Annotated in this window: 16 protein-coding genes; 13 read left to right on the forward strand and 3 right to left on the reverse strand. The window is 38.6% G+C overall.

What is annotated here, in order from left to right:
* Positions 1 to 17 precede the first annotated feature (17 nt).
* From PL_RS17035 to PL_RS17045, 3 genes are read left to right on the forward strand one after another with little or no spacing between them, the layout of a single operon-like run.
* Positions 18 to 1,457: a redoxin domain-containing protein gene (locus tag PL_RS17035; protein WP_052496016.1), complete on the forward strand. Its 1,440-nt coding sequence runs from the start codon at positions 18 to 20 to the stop codon at positions 1,455 to 1,457.
* Between the two features lie 15 nt (positions 1,458 to 1,472).
* Positions 1,473 to 2,231 carry a gliding motility-associated C-terminal domain-containing protein gene (locus PL_RS17040; RefSeq protein ID WP_160292055.1) on the forward strand — a complete coding sequence of 253 codons (759 nt, stop codon included), beginning with the start codon at positions 1,473 to 1,475 and terminating at the stop codon, positions 2,229 to 2,231.
* 19 nt (positions 2,232 to 2,250) lie between these two features.
* Positions 2,251 to 3,162, forward strand: a complete 912-nt coding sequence (locus tag PL_RS17045; RefSeq protein WP_082035788.1) for a PorP/SprF family type IX secretion system membrane protein — start codon at positions 2,251 to 2,253, stop codon at positions 3,160 to 3,162.
* Position 3,163: 1 nt separating this feature from the next.
* Here PL_RS17045 and PL_RS17050 read toward each other — a convergent pair whose 3' ends face one another.
* Both PL_RS17050 and PL_RS17055 read right to left on the reverse strand, forming a co-directional pair.
* On the reverse strand, positions 3,164 to 4,597 hold the full coding sequence (locus PL_RS17050) for a sensor histidine kinase (protein WP_041878030.1): 1,434 nt from the start codon (positions 4,595 to 4,597) through the stop codon (positions 3,164 to 3,166).
* A 41-nt stretch (positions 4,598 to 4,638) separates the two neighbouring features.
* A complete protein-coding gene (locus PL_RS17055) occupies positions 4,639 to 6,423 on the reverse strand; it encodes an ATP-binding protein (RefSeq protein WP_052496017.1) in 1,785 nt (594 codons plus the stop codon).
* Positions 6,424 to 6,649: 226 nt separating this feature from the next.
* Here PL_RS17055 and PL_RS17060 point away from each other — a divergent pair, with 226 nt between their 5' ends.
* The 8 genes from PL_RS17060 (at position 6,650) to PL_RS17095 (ending at position 20,704) form a co-directional block, all read left to right on the forward strand.
* Positions 6,650 to 9,865 carry a TonB-dependent receptor gene (locus PL_RS17060; protein ID WP_041878127.1) on the forward strand — a complete coding sequence of 1,072 codons (3,216 nt, stop codon included), beginning with the start codon at positions 6,650 to 6,652 and terminating at the stop codon, positions 9,863 to 9,865.
* Between the two features lie 10 nt (positions 9,866 to 9,875).
* Complete coding sequence (locus tag PL_RS17065) at positions 9,876 to 10,766, forward strand: glycerophosphodiester phosphodiesterase family protein (RefSeq protein WP_041878031.1); 891 nt, start codon at positions 9,876 to 9,878, stop codon at positions 10,764 to 10,766.
* Positions 10,767 to 11,232: 466 nt separating this feature from the next.
* Positions 11,233 to 11,808, forward strand: coding sequence for an RNA polymerase sigma-70 factor (locus PL_RS17070; RefSeq protein WP_348619968.1), 576 nt, complete (start codon positions 11,233 to 11,235; stop codon positions 11,806 to 11,808).
* A 99-nt stretch (positions 11,809 to 11,907) separates the two neighbouring features.
* Positions 11,908 to 12,873, forward strand: coding sequence for a FecR family protein (locus PL_RS17075; protein ID WP_052496019.1), 966 nt, complete (start codon positions 11,908 to 11,910; stop codon positions 12,871 to 12,873).
* 35 nt (positions 12,874 to 12,908) lie between these two features.
* The gene (locus tag PL_RS17080) at positions 12,909 to 16,544 is read left to right on the forward strand and encodes a SusC/RagA family TonB-linked outer membrane protein (protein WP_041878032.1); all 3,636 of its coding nucleotides are present in this window, start codon (positions 12,909 to 12,911) and stop codon (positions 16,542 to 16,544) included.
* Between the two features lie 10 nt (positions 16,545 to 16,554).
* The gene (locus tag PL_RS17085) at positions 16,555 to 18,018 is read left to right on the forward strand and encodes a RagB/SusD family nutrient uptake outer membrane protein (protein ID WP_041878034.1); all 1,464 of its coding nucleotides are present in this window, start codon (positions 16,555 to 16,557) and stop codon (positions 18,016 to 18,018) included.
* A 6-nt stretch (positions 18,019 to 18,024) separates the two neighbouring features.
* On the forward strand, positions 18,025 to 19,371 hold the full coding sequence (locus tag PL_RS17090) for a zinc-binding metallopeptidase (protein ID WP_082035789.1): 1,347 nt from the start codon (positions 18,025 to 18,027) through the stop codon (positions 19,369 to 19,371).
* Positions 19,372 to 19,387: 16 nt separating this feature from the next.
* Complete coding sequence (locus tag PL_RS17095; protein WP_160292056.1) at positions 19,388 to 20,704, forward strand: DUF4302 domain-containing protein; 1,317 nt, start codon at positions 19,388 to 19,390, stop codon at positions 20,702 to 20,704.
* Between the two features lie 200 nt (positions 20,705 to 20,904).
* On the opposite strand, the gene PL_RS17100 is transcribed toward PL_RS17095, so the two are convergent.
* Positions 20,905 to 21,243, reverse strand: a complete 339-nt coding sequence (locus PL_RS17100; RefSeq protein ID WP_041878036.1) for a helix-turn-helix domain-containing protein — start codon at positions 21,241 to 21,243, stop codon at positions 20,905 to 20,907.
* A gap of 1,021 nt (positions 21,244 to 22,264) precedes the next feature.
* On the opposite strand from PL_RS17100, the gene PL_RS17105 reads away from it, so the two are divergent.
* Together PL_RS17105 and rfbD are read left to right on the forward strand one after the other, a co-directional pair.
* Complete coding sequence (locus PL_RS17105; RefSeq protein ID WP_235324419.1) at positions 22,265 to 22,939, forward strand: hypothetical protein; 675 nt, start codon at positions 22,265 to 22,267, stop codon at positions 22,937 to 22,939.
* On the forward strand, positions 22,939 to 23,796 hold the full coding sequence (rfbD, locus tag PL_RS17110; protein ID WP_041878040.1) for a dTDP-4-dehydrorhamnose reductase: 858 nt from the start codon (positions 22,939 to 22,941) through the stop codon (positions 23,794 to 23,796). The genes PL_RS17105 and rfbD overlap by 1 nt, the downstream gene beginning before the upstream one ends.
* The last annotated feature ends 8 nt before the right edge of the window (positions 23,797 to 23,804 follow it).

Consider the following 23,804-nt stretch of genomic DNA (forward strand, 5'->3'; position numbering starts at 1 on the left):
AAATAATACATACAGAAATGATCAAGAACCAATTTAAAAACGCAGTGCGGCCATTATCCATTGCATTTTTATGCCTGCTGGGGATACGTGCGAACGGACAGGAGATTAGTCTGAAAATACATTTATCAGGAGTAGCCGGAAGTAAAATTACTTTACAATCCACGGCAGGATCTTCCCTGAAAACTATAGCCGAAAATCCGGGGATAAAAAATGGAGAAACGGCAATACTTCAAATTGCTAAAGCACAATTACCCGGAGAGTTTATCCTCCGGTTTGATTACAAAGAAAAGGAAGCCAGTAGTCCTTATCCGGCAGAAAAACATATTTTCATTAATCAGCAGAACCTGGAACTGTGGGCGCGTCCCAAAGCATTGAATCATCCGGACAGCACCTATTTTCAAAAGGGAGAAACCGAGAATACTTTGTTTGTCTCTTTTTCAAAAGATAATGGAAGCAGGAGAGCGCAGCTGGGTTTACTGCAGAATTTTTTGATGAACTATGACCGTCCTGAGTCTGAGTTTTTCACTTTGGGAACCAAAGAATATGAACAAAGAAGACTGAGTTATAACCAGTGGATAAAGACACAGATTGAACAGCATAAATCTGCTTTCATCAGCAATAGTTTTGCCTTCCAGTATATCTCTCCCATTTTATGGAAAGGAACAGAGACTGACAGAATGAACAGTGTCATTGCGCACTATTTTGATGGAATGGATTTTAAGAACCCACTGGTACTGAAAACCACCGATATCAAAGACTGGATGGATAAATACGTAAATATTTATGGAGCAATGTCTACTACCGTTCAGCTCCGGGATTCCCTTTTTACGCTGGCAGGAAAAAGAGCAATTGAGCAGGCACGTAAAGGTCACCCGCTGGTTTACGGCTGGATGGTGGATTATTTCTATAACGGTTTCGAGAGTTTCAATATGACCGCCGGGATTAAAATGCTGGAGCCTTACCTGAATGATCCACTTTGTTTAACGGCTAAAAGAAAAGCTATTGAACAAAGACTCAAAGGGATGGAGACTTTGGTAACCGGTTCTGTTGCGCCTGATTTTAGCTGGACACTGAGTTCTGGTAAGTCTGTGCCGTTTCATCAGTACAAAACTGAGGCTAAATACAAATTAGTCCTGTTTTGGTCGGCAGAGTGCCAGCATTGCAAAGAACTGCTGGATAAGCTTCATCCCTGGTATCAGCAGGCAGCAAACAGGGAGCTGATGGATGTATTTGCGATTAGTCTGGATGAAACTGAAACTGAAATTCCTGCATGGGAAAAAGCAAAAATTAACCTGCCGGCTTTCAGGCACAAAAGAGCAGAACAGGGGATCAGAAGCCCTGAGGCTAATGCATATTTTGTATTGTCCACTCCAACCCTGATTCTGGTAGATGCAAAAACCAATAAAATTGTTGCCCAGCCAGAAACCGTTGAGCAATTACAGGCAGCTATGAAATAATAAATGACAGATAAGATGAAAAGAATAATTGTATCAATTGCCATAGGACTGCTGTTGTTGAGTAATCAGGCTTTAAAGGCGCAGTTAAGCGTAGGCTCTGATGGTTTGTTTATTCAAAATGGAACAGTATTCAGTACGGATGGATTAACGCTGGTCCCGACTAATAACTGGGGCCTGAATAACCTGAAAGTAATCATGAGTCCCGCTGTTGTGATCTGGCCAAGATATAACAGTATTCAGCGGATGTACAGATTTAGCAGACCAGTCACCTTTGAAGGAGAAATGGCGCTGAGTTTCCAGGATATAGAGCTCAACGGGAATGAAGCAAAAGACCTGGTACTTGCTCATGCTAAAGTAACCAGTACCAACTATAAGGATTATACCCTGGTTAAGGAGAGTGTTGCTTCTGAAAAGGAACATTATGTTGGTCAGTTGTTTACCAAACCCATCACCTTTTCAGATCTGAACGCTGTGAGTATGATCTCTACAAGTGCTGTGCTGTATAAGGATTTGGAAGCCAATAATATGATTACCCCTAACGGAGATGGAGTCAATGATACCTGGATTGTGAAAAACATCCTCCAATATCCAAATAACGAGCTGAAGATCTTTGACAGAGAAGGGCGCGTGGTGTTTTCCAAAATTGGCTATGACAATACCTGGGACGGACAGTATAACGGAAGTCCTTTACCAGAAGATACCTATTACTATATCCTTTACATCGATTCAGGAAAAGCAAAAAAGACAGGGTTTATTACTATAGTGAAAGAATAATATTTAATATAAAATAATAATGATAAAATTTCTACACCAGCAATTTGTGTTTGCCGCATTATTGACAATCAGCTTATTTGCTGGTCTGCAAAAAGCTTCAGCACAGATAAGACCATTGGGAACTCAGTATTACGAGAATCAGTATATCAGTAATCCTGCTTTTGCCGGTATGGACCAGGGGATGAATATTAATATAAGTTACCGGAATCAGTGGAGATCAATACCAGGTTCACCGGTGACTATGGCGGTGAGCGGAGATTACCGGGTAGTAGATAAAGTAGGAGTCGGGTTTAATGTATATAATGATAAGGCGGGTCTGATAGGCCGTACCCGGGTCATGGGAACCTATGCTTATCATTTACCTTTAAATATTGATAACCGGGAGCTGCATTTTGGAATATCTCTGGGAATGATGAAAGAAAGACTGGATGAACAAAGCATTATTGCTACTCCTGATGATATTGCAGCAGCCAGGTACAATCAGCGCAAGAGTTATGTAGACGGAGATTTCGGGATTGCTTATACTACAGACAGACTGACTTTACAGGCAGCTTTACCGAACCTGAAAAAATTCTTTAAGAAAGATGAGATGAACGCGGTAATGGGGTCAACCTATCTCGCTGCGGTGTCTTATAAAATAGGAACGACACTGGATGTAGTATCTATAGAACCAAAGATCAGTTTCAGAGGGGCGAAAGATATAGACAACATCTGGGATATCGGAACAAATCTTAAACTGGAAAATAACCTGGTTTCTTTTCTTGGAATGTACCACAGTGACAAGAGTTCTACTTTTGGCGTAGGGATAAATTATGAGAACTTTTTTATACAGGGTTTTTATACCAGTCAGCTGGCCGGCGAACGTCAGCGCACGGGAGGTGATTTTGAAATCAATCTTAAGATAAACCTGTTAAAGGATCAGAGAAGATAAATTAAGCAGGCCTGGTGGGAATAATAATCGTAAAAGTTGTTCCCGCACCGGGTTCACTTTTGACCTGGATATCTCCTCCCATTTCTATAGTCTGTTTTTTTACCAGATACAGACCAATTCCATGACTGTCATGCCCGCTATGAAAAGTCTTGAACAAACCAAAGATTTCAGTTCCATATTTATTCAGATCTATTCCCTTGCCATTATCTGAAATGACCAGTTCCACATTGTTTTCTTTTTTATAGGTTTTCAGTTTAATATGATTTTCGCGCTGCGGATCACGGTATTTGATGGCGTTGGTGATCAGGTTCTGGAGAATACTCTGCATGTATACTTTAACAAAGGGTACCTGATCCGACTCCCCGAAATCTGCTTCTATAACTGTCCCCGAATTTTCTATCTGTACTTTATGATTAATCTCAACCTCTTCCAGCAATTCAGAAAATACGATGGTTTCTTTAAGTAAGAACCCGTTTTTTTTCTCTTTTAATAAAATAATCAGGTCATCCAGTTTATGAAATAATCCGGAGGAGACATTTTTTAACATTTTGAAAGCGGGGTCATTTGCCTTAGGGTCATCCTGATCTTCCAGAATTCTTGTCAATGCCAGAATGTTGTTCAGCGGACCTCTGAGGTCATGTGAAATGATATGGGTGAAATGTTCCAGCTCAGAGTTTCTGGAAGAAAAATTTTCACTTAAACTTCGTAATTCCTGCTGATGGGTAATCAATCTGGAATTCTGTTGTTCCAGCACATCAAATAAACTGGTAATCCTTTTCTGGCGGTTTCTCAGTTTAAAACTCATGATCCCGATAACCAGGATCACTATCGTACTAAAGAAGAGCAGACTTATTTTTGTTCTGGTCAGTGTTCGGGTTACCTTATCATCTTCTGTTTTTATATTATCATAAAAATCTTTTAACAAGGCATTACAGATCTCCCTGATTTTATTCATTTGATTTTCCCCGATATCAGAGTTGATCTCTTCCAGAACCTCAGCATCTTTATGCTGATTTTTCAATTCGATAGTTCTTTCCAGCTCCTTGCGTTTTGACGCAATTGCTTTATTTAACAGGTTAATATCATCAATGCTATCCGTATTGAAATTTCTCCGGATGTGGTTGGTTAATCTTTGCTGATTTATATATACAACTTCAATTGCCCTGGTATAAGGCAGCATATATTTTTTTCTGCCTGTCAGAATATAACCCCGTTCCCCGATTTCAGCATCTTTCATGTTGCCAAGAATTCTGCGGGTAAGCAGCATTGCTTTTTCATTCTGCTCCCTTTTAATCAGACTATCATTATTCTGGCGGATGAGATGAAAAAAGAATATACCATTGATCAGCACTGAACTGAAAATAACCAGGATCAAAAGCTGTACTGTTCTTTTGCTATATATATGCTGGAGTTGATGCCGGGTGTCAAACTTCATATGATTTTAAACTATTATTTGTTATCAACAATAAGCTGTTTTCATTTTCCGGATAGTTGTTGTACCACACCTTCCAGCTTTTCTTTGAGCAATTGAGAAGAAAATGGTTTGGTCAGATAATCATCAAGATAGGTGTAGCTGAATGACTGTTGAATATCTACGTCGCTTGAAGCGGTTAGTGCAATTATCTTAATTTTAGAAATGTTAACATCAGGTAATTCCCTGATTTGTCTGGAGGCTTCAAACCCATCCATTACCGGCATATGAATATCCATCAGGACTACATCAAAGACACCGGTCTTGACCATGTCGAGGGCTTCTTTTCCGTCTTTGGAAAGAGAATAGTTGCAGTTCCACTGATCCAGTATCTTTTTAAGCAGCATGATATTGATAATATTATCTTCTGCAATCAGAATGTTCAGATTACTGATTGTAGAAATGACCGGACTGTTTACCGGTTCAGGCTCCTGGGAGACGATGGGAGCTGCGAGTTCATAGCTGATTTCAAAAGAGAACACAGATCCTGTATTTTCTTCACTAACCAGGTTAAGTTCACTCTGGTGTAATCCGATTAGTCTTTTGACAATTGCCAGGCCTAAACCAGTTCCGCCATAACGTTTGGTAATATTATTATTGGCTTGTAAAAATGGCTCAAAAATGATTTCCTGTTTATTTCTGGGAATACCTATTCCTGAATCTTTAACTGCAAAAAGTAAACTGATATGGTCTTGTGACCGGTTTTTTATGCTCACCGAAATTTCCACTCTGCCACCATTATCGGTAAATTTTACCGCGTTGGAAACCAGGTTGTTTAAAATCTGGGCCAGACGGGTCTGATCACCGGTAATATGCAGTGGCAGATTTCCGAAATCCAGGTTCAGTCTGATGTCAATATTTTTCTGTTCAGCTTTTGGTCTGAAAGATGCCAGTATATTATTGAGGAGCACAGTCAGGTTAAAAGGAGACTTGTTCAGCACAATCTGTTCTGCATTCATCTTGCTGAAATCAAGCGTATCATTAATCAGAGCGAGTAAATTTTCGGCCGAGAAGCGTAAAACGGCAAGATTCTCTTCCTGATCTTTTCTTGGGTTTTCTACACTCAGGACATTAATCAGGCCTATCACTGCATGCAGTGGAGTGCGTAATTCATGAGACATGGAAGATAGAAAATCTGATCTTAGTCTGGTGGCTTCCTGGGCCTCTTTTAGTGCTGACTGCAATTTGATATTTAATTCCCTTTCTTTTGAGTTGCTTTTGAAAAATGATTTGAAAAACTCATGATGCATAGCAATCAAAATGCCGAAGTTGACTACCAGTGCCAGCATAAATGAACTATTGTTAAGCTGTAATGGTGTTACTGTAATTTTTCCATTCTGACTATGGGTAAACAGCAGATGCAGGATGATGGGGAGTACATTAATCAGTGAATAAACAATTCCCCAGTTTTTTCCCAGTATATAGAAACTGGCAGAAATTATGATCAGCGAAAGCTGTAAAGTGACCAGGTTGATGCCAAAGGAATAAAAGAGAATATTAGTCCAGATAATACTGCAGAGAGACAGCATAAAAAGGTGTCCGGCCAGCCTCCATCTGCTTTTTTCAAACAGAAAATACAGACCTGCTGACATAGCTGCAATGGAAATGCTTAATCTCAGGGCGGTTTTAAAATCGGATTTTACCAGAGAGTTGATTGTGATAACAGTGATCAGGGCAAGCATCAGCAGTAATCCAAAGGTTAAAATCCGGATTCTGGAATGAATTAACGGAATTTGCTTATCACTTAATAAGGTCGCATATTTTTCTCTGAGTCTGATAATAATATTCATATGCCTGATCTTAGCATCAATATTACAAAAAAAAGAGTTCGTTTTTATGGGTAAAAGCTATTATATGTTTAGCTATGAGGATAAATCTTAAACCGCCTGATTGCAATAGTTATATGGATTGCACGCTCAGGATTGTTCCTGATGCAGGTATAATTCCTTAATACAAACATATTCTGTGGCTAATATGGGGGGCTTTAAATTTGCGGAAAAAATAAACCTCAGCCACATGATGAAAAATTTACTCTGCACAGTATTGCTGTTGTTATTTTGTTCTTTATATAAAAACGAATTAGCAGCGCAGACAACACAGGCATCTATTTCCGGAATCGTAACCGACAATCTTAAAAAAACTATACCTGGTGCATCCGTACAAATCCGGAATGAGTCTACAGGATTCACAACCAGAACAACAACCAATGCAAAAGGTGAGTATACTTTTAAAGAACTTCCTTTGGGTACACCTTATACCGTTACGATAACCTATATCGGTTTTGGAGAACAAAAAAGAACTGGTTATTCCCTGAATCAGGGTGATGCCTTAAGAATTGATGTAACTATGCAGGACGCGGTGAACGATCTTGCTGTAGTAGAAATTGTAGGATCAGGGATGAAGAACAAGACGGAAACTCTTGGAGCTGCTACTACTGTTTCTGCCAGAGATATTACCAGGCTGCCGGTACTGGGGCGTAATTTTACTACACTGATGGATCTTTCTCCATTAAGTAAAGGCAATAATATTTCAGGCCAGCTAGGATCTTCCACAGGATTTACTATTGATGGTATGACGGCTAAAAACCCTACATCAGCGGGTTCAACAACCAGCAGAAGCGGTGCACCTTATTCTATCTCGATAGAGGCAGTCCGCGAGTTTAAAGTGGTTACCAATCAATACGATGTAACTCAGGGTAGAAATGGCGGAGGTACAATCAGTGCTGTAACCAAATCAGGAACCAACACCATAAGTGGTAGTGCATTTACTTACGGACGCGCTGACTGGTTATCCAGCCCTTATGATATCAATGGGAACAAACGTAAATCAGACTTCTCTACTTATCAGTATGGTTTCTCATTGAGCGGCCCGATTATTAAAGATAAATTACACTTTTACATGGTTTGGGATCATCAGAAGGAAGCCCGCCCTTTACAGATCGCCAATATTTTATCACCTGCGGATGAAACCAGATTAAAAGTTAACCAGCCTACGCTGGACAGGTATGTTGATATTGCCCGCAGGGTATATGGTGTTGCCAATACGCCGCAATTTGGATCATTTGATAAAAAAAGAGGATCTGATGCTGCATTTGCCCGTATTGACTGGCAGATCAATGAGAAAAATTTACTGACAGTACGTGATAATTATACCAATGACAGAAATCCACTGGGACTGGAAGATAATACGGCTATCAATTTATATGAGTCATATGGTAATGATAAGAATGTGGATAATAGTTTTCTGGCGTCTTTACGTACATCTATCAATCCGCGTTTAACCAACGAATTAAAAGCACAACATTTATATACTTATCAGTTAAGCAGTCCTGGTAATCAGTTGCCGGGTGCAAATATTCCGCGGTCAGTTGTGGAAGGTGTTGCCTCTACAATTGGCGGCAAGTCACTGACTACTGATATTCAGATGGGTGGTCACAGGTTTGCCCAGGAAGGATTTACCAATAATGTATTCCAGTTAGTAGATAACCTGTATTTCAACACAGATAAGGTGAAGTATACTTTTGGTGTTGACTTCATGTATACCAATGCACATTCCACTTATGGAAGTGAGTTAAACGGACGTTTCTATTTCAGAGATGACGCGGCCACCAAAACCAGTGCACTGGATAATTTTGAAGCGAGAAAACCTTACCGTTATACCAGAGAGGTACCTCTGGTTGCAGATCCAAGTGTGCGACAGGGAATTTACAATACAGCAATCTATGGTCAGATGCAGACCAAACTTGCTTTAGGTCTTGATGTAATTGCGGGTTTACGTCTGGATTATAGCAGCTATCCTAAAGGGAAATTTAATCAGCTGGTTTTTGATGAACTGGGTTTAAGAACTGATAATTCTCTTTCCACACTTCAAATCCAGCCACGTGTTCAGTTTAACTGGGATATTAATGACAGACATCAGGATTTTGTTCGTTTTGGTGCGGGTATTTTTGCTTCAGACATTAATAACTATGCAACGATTAACAATATGGTGTTTGATGGAAACCATCTGGCTTCAATTGATGTCAGGGGTGCGAGTGTACCTACACCGGATTTTCCTGGTTACCGTGCAAATCCGGCAACAGCACCAGGACAGGAACTTTTTGGTCTGCCGGGTGTGAACAGATTAACAACAATCAATGCAAATGCAAGTGACGCGCAGGTTCCTGTAATTTATAAAGCAAACGTATCTTATAACCGTTTCATTACGGATCGTTTAAAAGTTGGTATTACCGGTTATATGACTTTAGGAAGGCATAACTATATGTATGTAGACCGTAACATGGTTGCAGATCCTTACTTCCGTTTATCAAATGAGGGTGACCGCGGTGTTTATGTGCCTGCAGCAAGTATCCAGAACAGCTCTCCGGACTGGCAGCAAGGTCGTATCAGCAATAAGCTGGGCCGTGTGCTGGAGCTGAACAGTAAAGGTAAGGTAAACCAGTTTGCAGTGGTTATTGATGGTAGTTATCAATATTTTAAGGATGGAGCGATTTCATTCAGCTATACCTGGAATGATACCAGAGATAATACTTCTTACAATGGTAACGTGGCTAACAGTGCAACTTTATCTTTACCAGTTAAAGATGATCCGCGTGATTTAAGTAAAATGACTGCGTCTGATAACCAGTTCCGCCACAAGATTGTAGTTTATGGAACACTACCTACTTTTTATGGTATTGGTATTGGTATCCGTTACTCGGGAATTGGTGGTACGCGTTATACGCTATTATCCGGAGGTAATACCAACGGTGATTTTGTGGGTAGCAATGACCTGGCCTATATCTTTGACAGAAACAACCCTTCAGTGCCTCAGAATGTACGTGCTGGTTTGCAGGCTGTTTTAGATAATCCAAATGCAAGTCAGAGTGTAAAAGATTATATTCTGAAATACTCGGGACAAATTGCGGAAAGAAATGGTGGTGTTAATAGTTTTTATGGCATCTTCGATTTAAGAATTACCAAGAAGTTTAAAATTTATAAAACGCATAGTTTAGAATTATCAGGTGATATTTTTAACGTAGGTAACCTGCTGAACAAGAAATGGGGTGTGAATGAATCGCTGGGTACCCAGGCATTGTATTCTTTAGGTATTCCTAAAACTGCAACAACTCCTCCTGTTGATGGATTTGATAAAACAACCAATAACTTTGTTTACAGTGTAAACGGTGCCGGAGTAGTGAAACCTTCAGGTAATCCTTATCAGTGTCAGATCGGACTTCGTTATAGTTTTTAATCATTTGGATATGAAATATATATTTTTAATCATCAGCTGCCTGGCTATTACCGCAGCAAATGCTCAGCAAAAGATTGATGTGGAAGCCCATCGCGGCGGAAGAGGAATTATGCCGGAAAATTCTATTGCAGCTATGCTGCATGCGATAGATCTGGGGGTAAGAACCCTGGAGCTGGATTGTGTGATTTCTCAGGACCAGCAGGTCGTAGTTTCCCATGACCTGTATATGTCTGCTGATTTTATGCTTAAACCAGATGGAACGGAGATTAGTAAAGCAGAAGAAAAATCATTGCTGTTATACAAGATGCCTTACGAGCTGATTAAAAGTTATGATGGCGGAACAAAGGGAAATGCAGCGTTCCCTAAACAGCTGAAGATTAAAACTGTAAAACCATTATTATCGGTATTGATCGATAGTGTTGAATCTTATGTTAAACTTCACCGGTTGAAACCTGTGTCTTATAATATTGAAATCAAAAGTTCTGCAGACGGTGATGGCACTGCGCATCCGGATCCTGAATTGTTTTCAGGATTGGTTATGGGCGTACTTAAAGCTAAAGGAATTACTAAAAGGGTGATTATACAATCATTTGATACCCGGCCGCTTGTTGTATTACATCAAAAGTATCCAAAGCAAAAACTTTCTTATCTGGTAGCCAATAAAGATAATTTCAGCACTAATCTGAACAAATTAGGTTTTACTCCTGATACGATCAGCCCTTATTATTTAATGATAGATGCTGCATTTGTAAAAGATGCACATCAGCTAAAGGTAAAGGTATTGCCCTGGACGGTGAATGAGGAGTCTTCACTGAAAAAAATGGCCGAACTGCAGGTTGACGGTATCATTTCGGATTATCCGGATCTGGCTGTTACCCTGTTCGGAAATTATCAGCGATAGATTTTAAACAATTTTTAATACGGCCATGCTGTTTTTCTGCCTGATCTCTTCTCTGAAGAATCCGGTTCTGAAAACAGCATGGCTTTTTTGTGGAATCTGTTCAGCTGCGGTCAACATCTCTGTGAGTCTGCATCAGGTCTGTCGCAGGTCCACCATGAGTCCACGTTTTTACAGGAAAAGGTGGACTCAACGTGGACTCACTGTGGACTCGCGGTGGACTCATACAAATGTTGATCAGTTGTCATATGGACCCGAACGGTTGTAATTTTTTGCCGGTTTGCCGGTCTTTTTAAATAAAAGCTTTTAATAACTCATATTATTAATATTTATTGCCCAAGAGTGATTGCTAAATGCTATTTTAGATTTCAGAAGCGTAAGCTGGTATTATTTTCCGGGAATATTTAGGGGGTTAAGGAGTATAATGGCGTTTAATGAGATAACAGAAAATATAACTACAGGGGAGGATTTGCTTAATCTTATAGAAGATGATGACAAGAGTGCATTTACTGTTTTTTATTCTAATAATTTTCAAAAACTAATACTGGTATCGGATAGGTATGTGAAAAATATGCATGTTGCTGAAGAGATCGTTCAGGACATGTTTCTAAAGATATGGGAAGATAAGGAGCTGTTGCTTTATGTGAACTCCGTTAAAGCTTATCTGTACAGAAGCGTTGTTAATGCTTCTATCAATTATATCAACAGACAAAAAAACATAGAAAAACATCATCTTAAAATAGCTGAGCATTTAACAGATGACGATATTGACATCATTAATGAACAAAATGAGTTAATCGTACTTCTTTATAATGAAATAGAGCAATTACCCGAAAAATGTCAGAAGGTTTTTAAATTAAGCCGCCTGGAAGGCCTAAAATACAGGGATATAGCTGCTGAATTATCGATTTCTGAGAAAACAGTTGAAAATCATATGAGTAATGCCCTGAGGTTACTCAGATTGCGCGTGATTCATAATATACATGAAGAAGATCCAAAAAGTAAGGCTAAATATTTCTCTTTACTGTCGCTGTTTCTGTATTAAAGACTGTTTTTCTAATTGTTTTAAATAAATATCATTTTTTTGTAAAATAGACTAGGGGTTTTTGGGTGGTTATTTGTCATCCTTACAAAACCAACTAACTTGAAAGACAATTTAACCTTTCAGAATATTATTCTGAACCATTTTAATGCCCCTGAAGATGAAGTTCTGGCCCGGCAGGTTGCTGACCTCAGAAAACTGTCAGAAGAAAATGAAAGAATTTTTCAGGAGACCAGAACTATTTGGGAATCTGCTGTTTTAACTAAAAGACTGTATGAAATAGATCCTGTCAGCTCGGCCAGAAATTTCAATGCACGTTTAACTGATAAAGGTCATCAGAAGACGAGGTCTTTTGGCTGGCTTAAAATTGCGGCTGTCATTGCAGTAACTGCCAGTGCCGGTATTTTCTTCTATCCCAAAAAAACTCCGGAAGTGCCTTTCTTAGTCAGGGAAACCAAACAGCAGATAGATTCGGTTTTTTTGAGTGACGGTACTAAAGTCATTCTGGCTGAGAACAGCCGGATTAAGTATCCTAAAGTATTAGCAGATACTGCACGTGAGGTGATTTTAGTCAAAGGTCAGGCTTTTTTCAAAGTACATCATGAAGTAAAGCGGGCTTTTAATGTCCGGGTGGGGCAGTCGAAAGTTACCGTACTGGGAACATCCTTCAATATTAACTATCATCATGCTTCTATCAAACTGGCGGTGAGTACAGGTAAAGTCATGTTTACCCCAAATGCGATTAGCTCTTCTGCTATTCTGATAGCGGGACAGGCAATCAATTACAGTGAGTCTCAGCATAGAATGGAATGGGAAAACGGCTCGAATTCGACTTCATGGATCACGAAAGAGCTTGTCTTTGTGGATATGCCACTTGAAGAAGTTTGCAAGCAGGTTAGCGCTTATTATAACGTGAACCTGGTAGTTCATGATCAGATGCGCAGTGCCAAAAAGTTCAACGCCAATTTTAAGGACAGCAGTCTTAAAGAAATTCTAACCGTACTGAAACAGACCTATAAAATCAGAATCGACTCCAATGAACATCAAATTACTATAAATAACCTATAACAAATCAACTTAAACCTAATAACTAACAACCAATTATGGAGAAAAACTACTCAAAAAAAATGCGTAAACTAAAGTATGGCCTCATGGCTATGCTGATGTGCATTATTTTTTGCACCTCTTCTGCAATGGCAGAAGAAGCGCAGCGTGAAGCACTTAAAATCGAAAGATTAGATAGTTATCTGAAAAAAATTGAGCAGGCTTACCAGGTAAGTTTCGTTTACGATGCTGCTCAGATTAATAAAGCCACAAATCTTGAAGTTCCGGCAAAGCTGGTTTCAATTAGGGCTGACCTGGAGCCCCTGAAGGAAAAAGGGATCAATTATAACATTGTAGGGAAACAGGTGATTCTAGTAAAAGTCCCGCTCCAGGTTATAAAACAAATGATTACTGTTACCGGCCGTATCACCTCTAAAAAAGATGGCGGATACCTTCCGGGAGTAAGTATCAGAGAAAAAGGGGCCAGAAATGCGGTTTCCAGTAGTGCTCAGGGTGAATACGCGATTAAAGTTCAGGATAATGCAGTGCTTACGTTCAGTTTTATCGGTTATAAAACTGTAGTTGCGGAAGTAAATGGCAGAACTAAGATTGATATTACCATGGATGAGGATGCCGGCCAGCTAAATGAAGTAAGCATTGTTTCTAATGGATATCAGGATATTAACAAAAAACTGTTTACCGGCTCATCTACTGTGCTAAAGGCTTCTGATGTAAAACGTGATGGTATTACTGATGTGAGCAGAATGCTGGAAGGCCGGGTTGCCGGTGTATCTGTACAAAACGTATCTGGTACCTTTGGTGCTGCCCCTAAGATCCGTGTCCGTGGTGCAACTTCTATTACAGGTGATAACAAGCCATTATGGGTTGTTGACGGGATTATCCTGGAAGATGTGGTAAATATTTCCAACGAGCAGCTTTCTACCGGAGATCCTTCTACTTTGGTGGGTTCGTCTGTAGCAGGTTTAAACCCTGATGATATTGAAAGCTTCAACATTCTGAAAGATGCTGCGGCAACTGCTCAGTATGGTGCAAGAGCGATGAACGGTGTGGTTATTATTACGACCAAAAAAGGTAAAAATACAGATGGTAAACCTGTTATTTCCTATACAGGTAACTTTTCAAGTTATATGAAGCCTTCTTATAACAATTTTGATATCCTGAATTCTGCAGATCAGATGAATGTTTATCTGGAAATGCAAAACAAAGGGTTGTTAAATCATGCTGATGCTTCACGCGCTGAAAATGGTGGCGTTTTTACTAAAATGTATAATCAGATGTATATCTATAATCCTTCAACGGATTCTTATGCATTGAGAAATGATGCACCAAGTCAGAAACAGTTTTTACAGCGTTATGCAAATGCAAATACGGATTGGTTTGATGTATTATTCAAACAATCATTTATGCAGGAGCATTCTGTAAGTATTTCTTCAGGTACTCAGCGTTCAAAAATCTATGCTTCAACCAGTTTTCTAAAGGATAATGGCTGGTCTATTGGTGATAATGTCAAACGTTTTACAGGTAATATCCGTGGAAATTTTGAGATCAATGACAGATTAAGCGTTGAATTAATCACCCAGGGATCTATCCGTGATCAGAAAGCTCCGGGTACTTTAGGCAGAAAAGGAAATCCCGTATATGGAACATATGACCGCGATTTTGATATTAACCCTTTCAGTTATGCTTTAAATACCAGTCGTACACTGACTCCTTATGATGAAAATGGTAACCGTGAGTATTTCACCCAGAATTTTGCTCCTTTTAATATCCTCAATGAACTGGAGAATAATACATTAGAACTTAATGTTTTAGATTTAAAAGTGCAGGGAGGGTTAAAATATAAAATAACTGATAACCTGAAATACTCTTTTGATGGGGCATATCGTTTTGCCAGAACCAGTCAGGAGCACAAGATAACTGAACATTCTAATATGGCTGAAGCTTACCGTGCAGGTATTAGTCCGCTGGATGCGACCATTAAAAGGAGAAACAGATTCTTGTACAAGAATCCGGATGATCCTAATGCATTGCCGGTTTCTGTATTGCCTTTTGGTGGATTCTATAATACCAATGATGATAACATTACCAATTACTATGTGCGTAATAGTTTAGAGTATAATAAGGTATTTAATACAGATCATACCGTAAATATTTTTGGTACACAGGAATTACGCTATATCGATCGTCAGAATAAAACTTTTGATGGTTATGGTTATCAGTATGACAAGGGGGGAGTACCGTTTATTGATCCTGCTATCGTAAAATCAAATGTTGAAGGTGGTTTCAATTATTACAGTATGGGATACCGTTACGAAAGGTATCTGAACTACTCGTTAAGAGGTGCCTATTCTTATAAAGGAAAGTATGCTTTTAATGCGACAGGAAGATATGATGGTTCAAACCTTTTAGGCGAATCTACTACTGCCAGATGGTTGCCTACATGGAATGTGTCGGGTTCATGGAATATCGATACTGAAAACTTCATGCAGAATGCAGCGATTAAAAAGATAGTTAACCGTGCGACTTTACGTGCGACTTATGGTTTGGTTGCAAGTATGGGAGATGCGACAAACTCAAGTCTTGTCGTAAAGAGTATGGCGACCAAACGTCCTTATCTGACTGAAAAGGAAACCAAACTTTATATTTCAGGTTTGGAAAACTCTGAGCTGACTTTTGAAAAATTGAATGAATTCAACATAGGTCTTGATCTGGGTTTATTTGATGAACGCCTTTCATTAACTGTAGATGCCTACAAAAGAAAAAGTTTTGACCTGATCGGTGAATTCAGAACAGGTGGAATTGGTGGTGAAGCAGTGAAAAAAGCTAATTATGCTGATATGAAATCTCAGGGTATTGAGGTTGCACTTGGCGGAACAGTTCTTAAAGCAGGTGATTTTAACTGGAAAACACAGATCATCTTTGCACATAACACGAATAAAATTACCAACCTGAAAAGCCAGCCGCTGATTTTTGGGCTAACTGGTGCTGATGGTGGTGCTCTGGAGGGATATGCTCAAAGAGGATTATTCTCCCTGGATTTTAAAGGGCTGGATCCGAAAAATGGTTCACCAAGTTTTATCAATGAATATGGACAAGTTGGAAATGATATTAACTTACAAAGTAATCAGGTTCAATATTTAAAATATGAAGGTCCGGTAGATCCTACTTATACAGGAGGTTTCTCTAATACTTTCAAATATAAAGAGTTTACCTTATCGACTTTAATCACGTTTGCTGCAGGAAATAAAGTAAGATTAAACCCTGCTTTCAAAACCTCATACAGTGACCTGGATGCCATGCCCCGCGGCTTTTTAGACAGATGGGTATTACCAGGTGATGAATTGAAAACGAACTGGCCTTCTATTCTTGATAAACAACAGGCTGCGGCTTTTGAAAGAATATATGCTTATAGTAACTATAATTATTCTACAGAAAGAGTTGCAGATGGTGGTTTTGTGAGAATGAAACAAATCATATTAAGTTATGCAGTTCCGGCAGCATTCTCGAAAAAATTAGGTTTTACTAATTCGTCGCTGAGTTTTGTTGGAAACAACTTATTCCTGATTTATTCAGATAAAAAGCTAAATGGTCAGGATCCTGAGTTTTTTGGCACAGGAGGAGTAGCCCTGCCAATCCCACGTCAGTTTACATTATCATTAAAAGTAGGATTCTAAAGAGAACAACATGAAAAAAATATATATACCGTTTCTTGCATTGGCTCTGGTCTCTACCGGAGGCTGTAAAAAATTTCTGGAACATTCACCAGATCAGAGAACACAAATAAATTCTGTAGATAAAGTTGCACAACTATTAACCAGTGCTTATCCGGAGTCTAACTTTATTGCTTTTGCTGAGGCAGCATCAGATAATATGGAAGATAAAGGACCTCAGGTAACAAATCAGGAGAGATTTGTTACACTGCCTTATTTCTGGCAGGACAATCCGGATAATTCTCAGGATACACCTACTGATTACTGGAATGGAAGTTATGCGGCTATTGCTGCTGCAAATGAAGCATTGGCGGCTATTGAAAAAGCTGAAGATAAAACTGCATATCAGCCCTATAAAGGGGAAGCTTTACTGGCGCGTGCTTATGCACATTTCATGCTGGTTACGTTGTATTCAAAAGTTTATAACCCGGGAGGTGATAATACTTCTCCGGGGATTCCTTATGTTACCACGCCCGAAAAAGTGGTGAACGGACAGTATACCCGCGGAACAGTAGCTTCAGTATACGCGCAGATTGAAAAGGATCTGGTTGAAGGCTTACCATTAATTAAAAACAGTGCTTATGGAACTCCAAAATATCATTTCAATATAGCAGCAGCACATGCTTTTGCAGCAAGATTCTATTTGTTCAAAAAAGATTATGCTAAAGTAATAGAGCATGTAAGTGCAATTTCATCAGGTAATGCCTTTGCAGGGATTATCAGACCATGGAGTACCCGCTACCTGAATTATTCAGGAGCTGAGATGTATACCAATTTCACCATGGCAACAGAGCCTTCTACTTTGCTCCTGATAGAAACAGCTTCTTCGTGGGCAAGAACAAGAACTAACCGTTATGGATTTGGCCAGACACTGAATAATGCAATGTTTGGCATTGCCAATGTTACCGGTAAGCGATGGGTGCATTCAGTGTATAATTACAGTGTGCCAAATTATTCACTTTTAAAATGGAACGAGTATTTTGTTAAAACAAGTCAGAATGCAACTATTGGGGAGCCTTATACAATCGTTCCGGTATTGACTACTGATGAAGCCTTAATCAACAGAGCGGAAGCTTATGCTGCTACCGGACAAAATGAACTGGCCATTCAGGATCTGAATACTTTTGCGAGCACAAGACTTGCTAATTATAATGTAGTGTCTGATGGACTTACATTAACTAAGATTGCCAGTTATTACGGTACTTCGGATGTTAAACAAGGACTGATTTATACTGTGCTTGACTTTAAGAAAGCCGAATTTGTAATGGAAGGTTTGAGGTGGTTTGATATTTTGAGATATAATCTGCCGGTTAAGCATAATGTTGTAGCAGCGAATGGAAGTTCTACTACTATAGAATTGAAAGCTGACGATCCGCGCAGGCTGTTCCAAATGCCATCACAAGTTGAACTGTCTGGTATATCACTGAACCCTAGATAATTAATTATGAAAAATATATTTAATACAGGTGTTTTTACACTCATCATTTTAATGGCACTGGCTTCCTGCAAAAAGGAAGAAAAATTAAATGCGAATCTGAATATCATAGATAAAAATATTATTGATAAAACCGCCCGGGATTTGTGGCTGGAAAACAATTATTTGATTCCTTATAACATAGAAACGAAATATAGATTTGACCGTTTTGAGCTGGACAATGGAAAGAATATTACTCCTCCGGATGAGTCGCAGGTTATTCCTATGATGGAAACTGTGAGGGATGTATGGATTAAGCCTTTTGAGAAGATCGGAGGAGCTGATTTTATTAAAAGAATTTCTCCAAAACAATTTGTTCTGGCAGGTAGTGCTGCTTATAATCAGGACGGAAGTATCACACTGGGAACTGCTGAAGGTGGTCGTAAAATCGTATTGTATGTAGTTAATACTTTTGATAAAACTAACCTGGCTTCTGTAAAACAAGCTATTCAGGTTATCCAGCATGAATACACCCATATTTTGAATCAGACTGTAGATTATCAGACAGATTTTCAGACTATTTCGAAAGGTGGATATATGGGTAACTGGCTTTTAGGAACTCTGGCAGAAGCAAGAGCACTGGGCTTTATTACACAGTATGCAAGAGCGGCTCCTGAGGAAGATTATGCTGAAATGTCGTCCAATATGCTTATGATGGGTCGTGTGGCTTATAATGCAGCTGTAAGTACAGCTCCTGCTGATGCGCAGGTAAAGTTGAAAAAGAAAGAACAATATGTAGTAGATTACTTTAAGTCTGCCTTTAATATTGATTTTTATGCTTTACAGACTGAGGTGCAAAATGCATTATATAATATAAGTACTCCGGTATTAGCTAAGCTGATCGGACCGGGTATTGGCTATACTACCATGTATTCTAATCCGGGTAAAGACGCCAATCAGTCAGCTGAATTTGCAGACTTGTGGAAAACGGCTGCGACAAATATGACTGGTGCCGGATTTAGTTTGCAGGATGTAAAGATGACTTTCAAGGCAGCAGGTACGATGACGTTAACTTATAGTTTTACCCGGGGTACTACAGTATTTTTTGCTGATGCTGATTATACAATCAAGATAGATGCTGCGGGTGTAGCCACCCTTGCTTTGGTGACTCCTCAGCCAACGACGACTACTTATGGTAATATGACTTTTGTAGCTACGCAAATGGCCGGAGTTAACAACTATTTCAAAAATAATAAATTCAAAATTGACTGGATCAATACAATTATACCGGGTAATATTGGTGGTTTAGGGTCTTTGGGTGCGTTTTATAAGCAGACTGACCCAAAGTCGTATTTCTATGGTGTTATGGGACAATAATTTAAAAGATAAACAAATGAAAAGAATCATCATATATGCTTTGCTATCCATAGGAGTATTTTCTGGCTGTAAAAAGAACAACGAGATACTGGTGGATGGAGAAAGACCAGAAGACAGAGTAGCTGAGGCACTCACCAAATACAGTGACCAATTAACAGATAGCCCTTACGGTTGGAAGGCCTATTTATACCCGGCAGGGGGCGGCGGGTTTTCATTCTATCTGAACTTTACCAAAAAGAACAGGGTAACGATGTATTCAGATTTGGATAATGGCCCGGCAACGACTGCTAAAGAAAGCTCATATCGCTTAAGAGCAAGTATGAATCCTTCTTTGGTATTTGATACTTATAATTACATGCATATACTCGCTGATCCGGATGCAAGGGTATTTGGAGGAACACCGGGATGGGGTTTGTATTCTGATTTTGAATTTAACTTTGGAGTACAGACTGGTGATACTTTAAAGCTAACCGGTAAATTGCTGGACAGTAAACTGGTTATGGTGAGAGCAACCAAAGCTGAGCAGGATGCTTATAACAATAAAGGTCTGCTGACTTCATTAGTGACTTCAACAGATTATATCGCTGCGAACAGTACATTGTATACCAATATTGACGGGGCGGTTAACTTACAGACTATCTTTGATTATTTTCAGAAGAAAATGACCCTGGTATGGGATGATAAGGGAACGATCAGTTCTGCGATCAGCCCTTTTGTTTTTACACTAAACGGCATATTACTGCAGGATCCTGTTTCCTATAAAGGTAAACTGCTGAGGGAGTTTATATGGGATGCAGCAACGCAGGGATTTTATACTACTGTTGATGGGAAAAGATTTGATCTGAAATCATCTCCTTCACCATTATTACCATTAAATGCACTGATAGGGATCAACTATACTTCGGTAACAGTCCCTAATGGAACTACTTATCCGGGATGGTCTGCAGATTTTATAGCCAGAAGAGCTAAGGCAGCATCAGGTACGCTAACGAGTGGGTACAACCTGAGACTGGATAAGATGGCTTTAGTATTTAATGTGAACCAAAGCATGCTGACATTAACCGCAGACGTATATCAGACTGCAAACAAATTTCTGGCTATCTATCCTTATAGTTATACCAAAACTCCGGCAGGAGTGTATAAGTTTACTTTAGGGGCAATGAATGGTAATGCTTCGGTAATTGCTACTGCGATGGCACCGCTGCTCAGTGAAAGATTAGGTGCTGATACCTTTACCCTGGATTACTTTACGAATCTAACTAACAAACAGGTATTGGGTCAGTTTAAAAGTGTTGAACACCCTGATTTTGCATTTACGGGTACGCTACAATAAATTCTGTCACACCTTGAAAAACAAATAGCTAAGCTTCTCTTCTTTAATTAGAAGGGAAGCTTTTTTATTTACCTCTTTACTTTACGCGACACTATTGGGGATTTATTTAATGAGTGGGGAAAATAATTCCCCAATTGAGCACTTTTTTCCCCTTATACGATGTATTTAGATCTACCTGGAAATCGGTATATCGCTTTGATTTAATGAGCAGCAGACTTTTGAGTCCTTATGATTTCATATAACTGAATTATTTTTTTCTGCTGATCGTTATATTTTTCACTCAGTTCATCCAGCTGTTTTTTTACATCCGGATATTGTTCATCCTGGGCATCTTTTTCTCCGATACGCAGCATATCAATTATTGAAACACCGTATATATCAGCTATTTGCTGAACTTTATAGAAAGACACGTCTGTTATTCCAGTCTCTATTTTAGAGTAGGCTGTAACAGATATACCCAACTGATCGGCTACAATTTTCTGGCTAATGCAATGTGTGTTACGAATTGCTCTAAGCTTTTTTCCAATATTTTGAATCATGTGTTATAGATTTTAACGGGGATAAGAAAATAATGTTTTTCAAAAAAATATTTTTGTTATGTTAAATGTTGCAAAAGGGAGGCCAAGGAGAAGTTTTGTTTGTATCAAATTTGTTAAGAAAGGTGCCGGATTGTCCCGAAGCAGTACAGTTAGGGGGAATTACAGATTTGGGAAATTGTTTATTCCTGATTTGGCGTGCGGGCTGATTTCTGGTTAATCATAATTAAAATAGGCAGATTTGAAGGAGAAATATTGATGCAACAGGTATTTTATTAACCTTAAGAATAATTTGGAGGGTTGAACGCAGTTTAACGGATGGTTGCGAACTGATATTGTTGCTGTGGGCCGCTGGTTGTATTCAGGAGATTTTGGGAAGAAAAGGAGCTTTTGTGTATGGTTATGGTATTTTGTTGTATGCTGCCTGTTGATTTGTCTTTTGGGTTCTCTGCGGAATAGCTCTGAATTTCGTGTTAAAATTATTACCGGTATCAGATTAATTGGATTAAGTTGTCTGAAAGAAGTGAAATGGTTTCTTTTCGGATATAAATGATAAATCACAAAATATATAAATCCTTTGATGGATTTTGTTTTTAAAAATATATCCGGCTGTGATCCTGATCAGGATTTGCTCATTGATTTTTTTAATGAGGAGAGGCCGGACATATATCGCAGATTTAGTCTGATGTATTTATATTGAATTACATGTTTTTGTAAAGATGTCGGGTCATCTGGAAACTGGTTTTAGCTTAAATTTTTGTCCTTTATATTTTTATAATATCTCTTAGTCTGATTTGCATGATCAGGGAATAATAAGAAGAATTGTATAAAAAAATTGTCTGTAAATTTAGAGTTGTGTTGGTCAGGTTAATTTAGAATGATAGTACTTAAATTATGCATTTTGGTAGAGTTATTGCACATGGTGCATTTTATATGATTTGAAGCTAAAATGTATTTTATTAAGTACTTTTAACTGAAATCCCACATACATATGGTAAAAACATACTTGATTATTTTTTTTGTAATGCTTTCAACATTTGCATATTCACAAAGTAATGGTGATTATCTCTATAGTGTTGGTGTCAGAGGTTACAGTTATATGCAGATGCCGAAAATTCTGAATCAGACGGCTGGAAATACTTATCTGAATAGTTATTTTAATAGTTTTATTTTGAAATTTAATGATAATCTGTTCAGTTACAGATTAAATGGAAGCTATTTGAGCAGAAATGAAAACTTTCGAAATAATTGTGATAATTGTGAACTGGTTATTGGTAAGATGACCGATTATTCTTTTAAACTCGGTTTTGAAAAGAACCTTACTTATTCCAGATTTCAGCCTTACTTTGCCTTAGATCTGGGATACAGGTCAAATAAGTTTGACGGAACCTCAAGAAATATCAATCCGATATTAAATGCTCAGGCAGATCAGGCAAATACGGTGATTCCACCAAATCAGATAATCGCAACAAAAGAAGGCTTTACAATTACCCCTGTTATCGGGATAAAAATCAGTCCTGTTAAACAGATCTCTGTTTTCGTGGAAAGTAATCTGGAATTCTTTTATTCTTATGAACGCCAGGAATCTGTATCTCAGGATATATCGAATGTACGTTCTTTAAATAGATTTCATAAAACAGAATACTTGTTTAATCCTGTTTCGGTGGGCGTTCAATTTCATATCGGGAGTAAAAATTAATGGAAAGAAATATTATCGTAATTGGTGGGAACGGGCAATTAGGACAATGCCTTTCTGAGGTTGTTTCGGGGAAAGAGCAATCGTTTAATTATGTATTCCTTTCTAAAAGTGATTTGGATTTTGTGAATGCTGATGAAGTCTCAAAATTATTTCAGGAATATAATCCTGTTTTTTGTATAAACTGCGCCGCTTATACAGCGGTTGATCATGCAGAAGAAGATGCTGATAGTGCTTTTGAGATCAATGAGTTTGCAGTGAAAAGGCTTGCGGAAAATTGCTTGTTATATCACACCACGTTAATACACATCTCCACAGATTTTGTTTTTGATGGCAGCTCAAGTGTTCCTCTGTCGGAGGGCATGATTGCCAGTCCTGTCAATGTATACGGTTTATCCAAGTTGAAAGGGGAACGAGAGATCCAGAGAATTATGGATCATTATTTTATTATCAGAACCAGTTGGCTGTACTCTGAAAAGGCTAATAATTTTGTCAGAACAATGCTGAAACTTGCCCAAAACAGAGATGAACTAAATGTTGTATATGATCAGATAGGTACACCAACTTATGCAATGGATCTGGCCAGGGTTATTATTTATATCGTACGAAGTAACCAGAAATCTTATGGTCTTTATCATTATAGTAATGAAGGGATTGCTTCCTGGTATGATTTTGCAAAGGCAGTTTTTGAGTTTGCTGAAATCGATATGAAAGTTTTGCCTGTTGCTTCTTCGGCCTTTGTGACCAGAGCAAAGAGACCGCATTATTCAGTGTTGGATAAGACGAAAATTAAGACAATAATGGGGGTTGAAATACCATATTGGAGAGATAGTTTAAATTTCTGTATACAAAATTTTTAGAGTGTTTG

The sequence above is a fragment of the Pedobacter lusitanus genome (genome assembly GCF_040026395.1).
Lineage (GTDB): Bacteria > Bacteroidota > Bacteroidia > Sphingobacteriales > Sphingobacteriaceae > Pedobacter > Pedobacter lusitanus.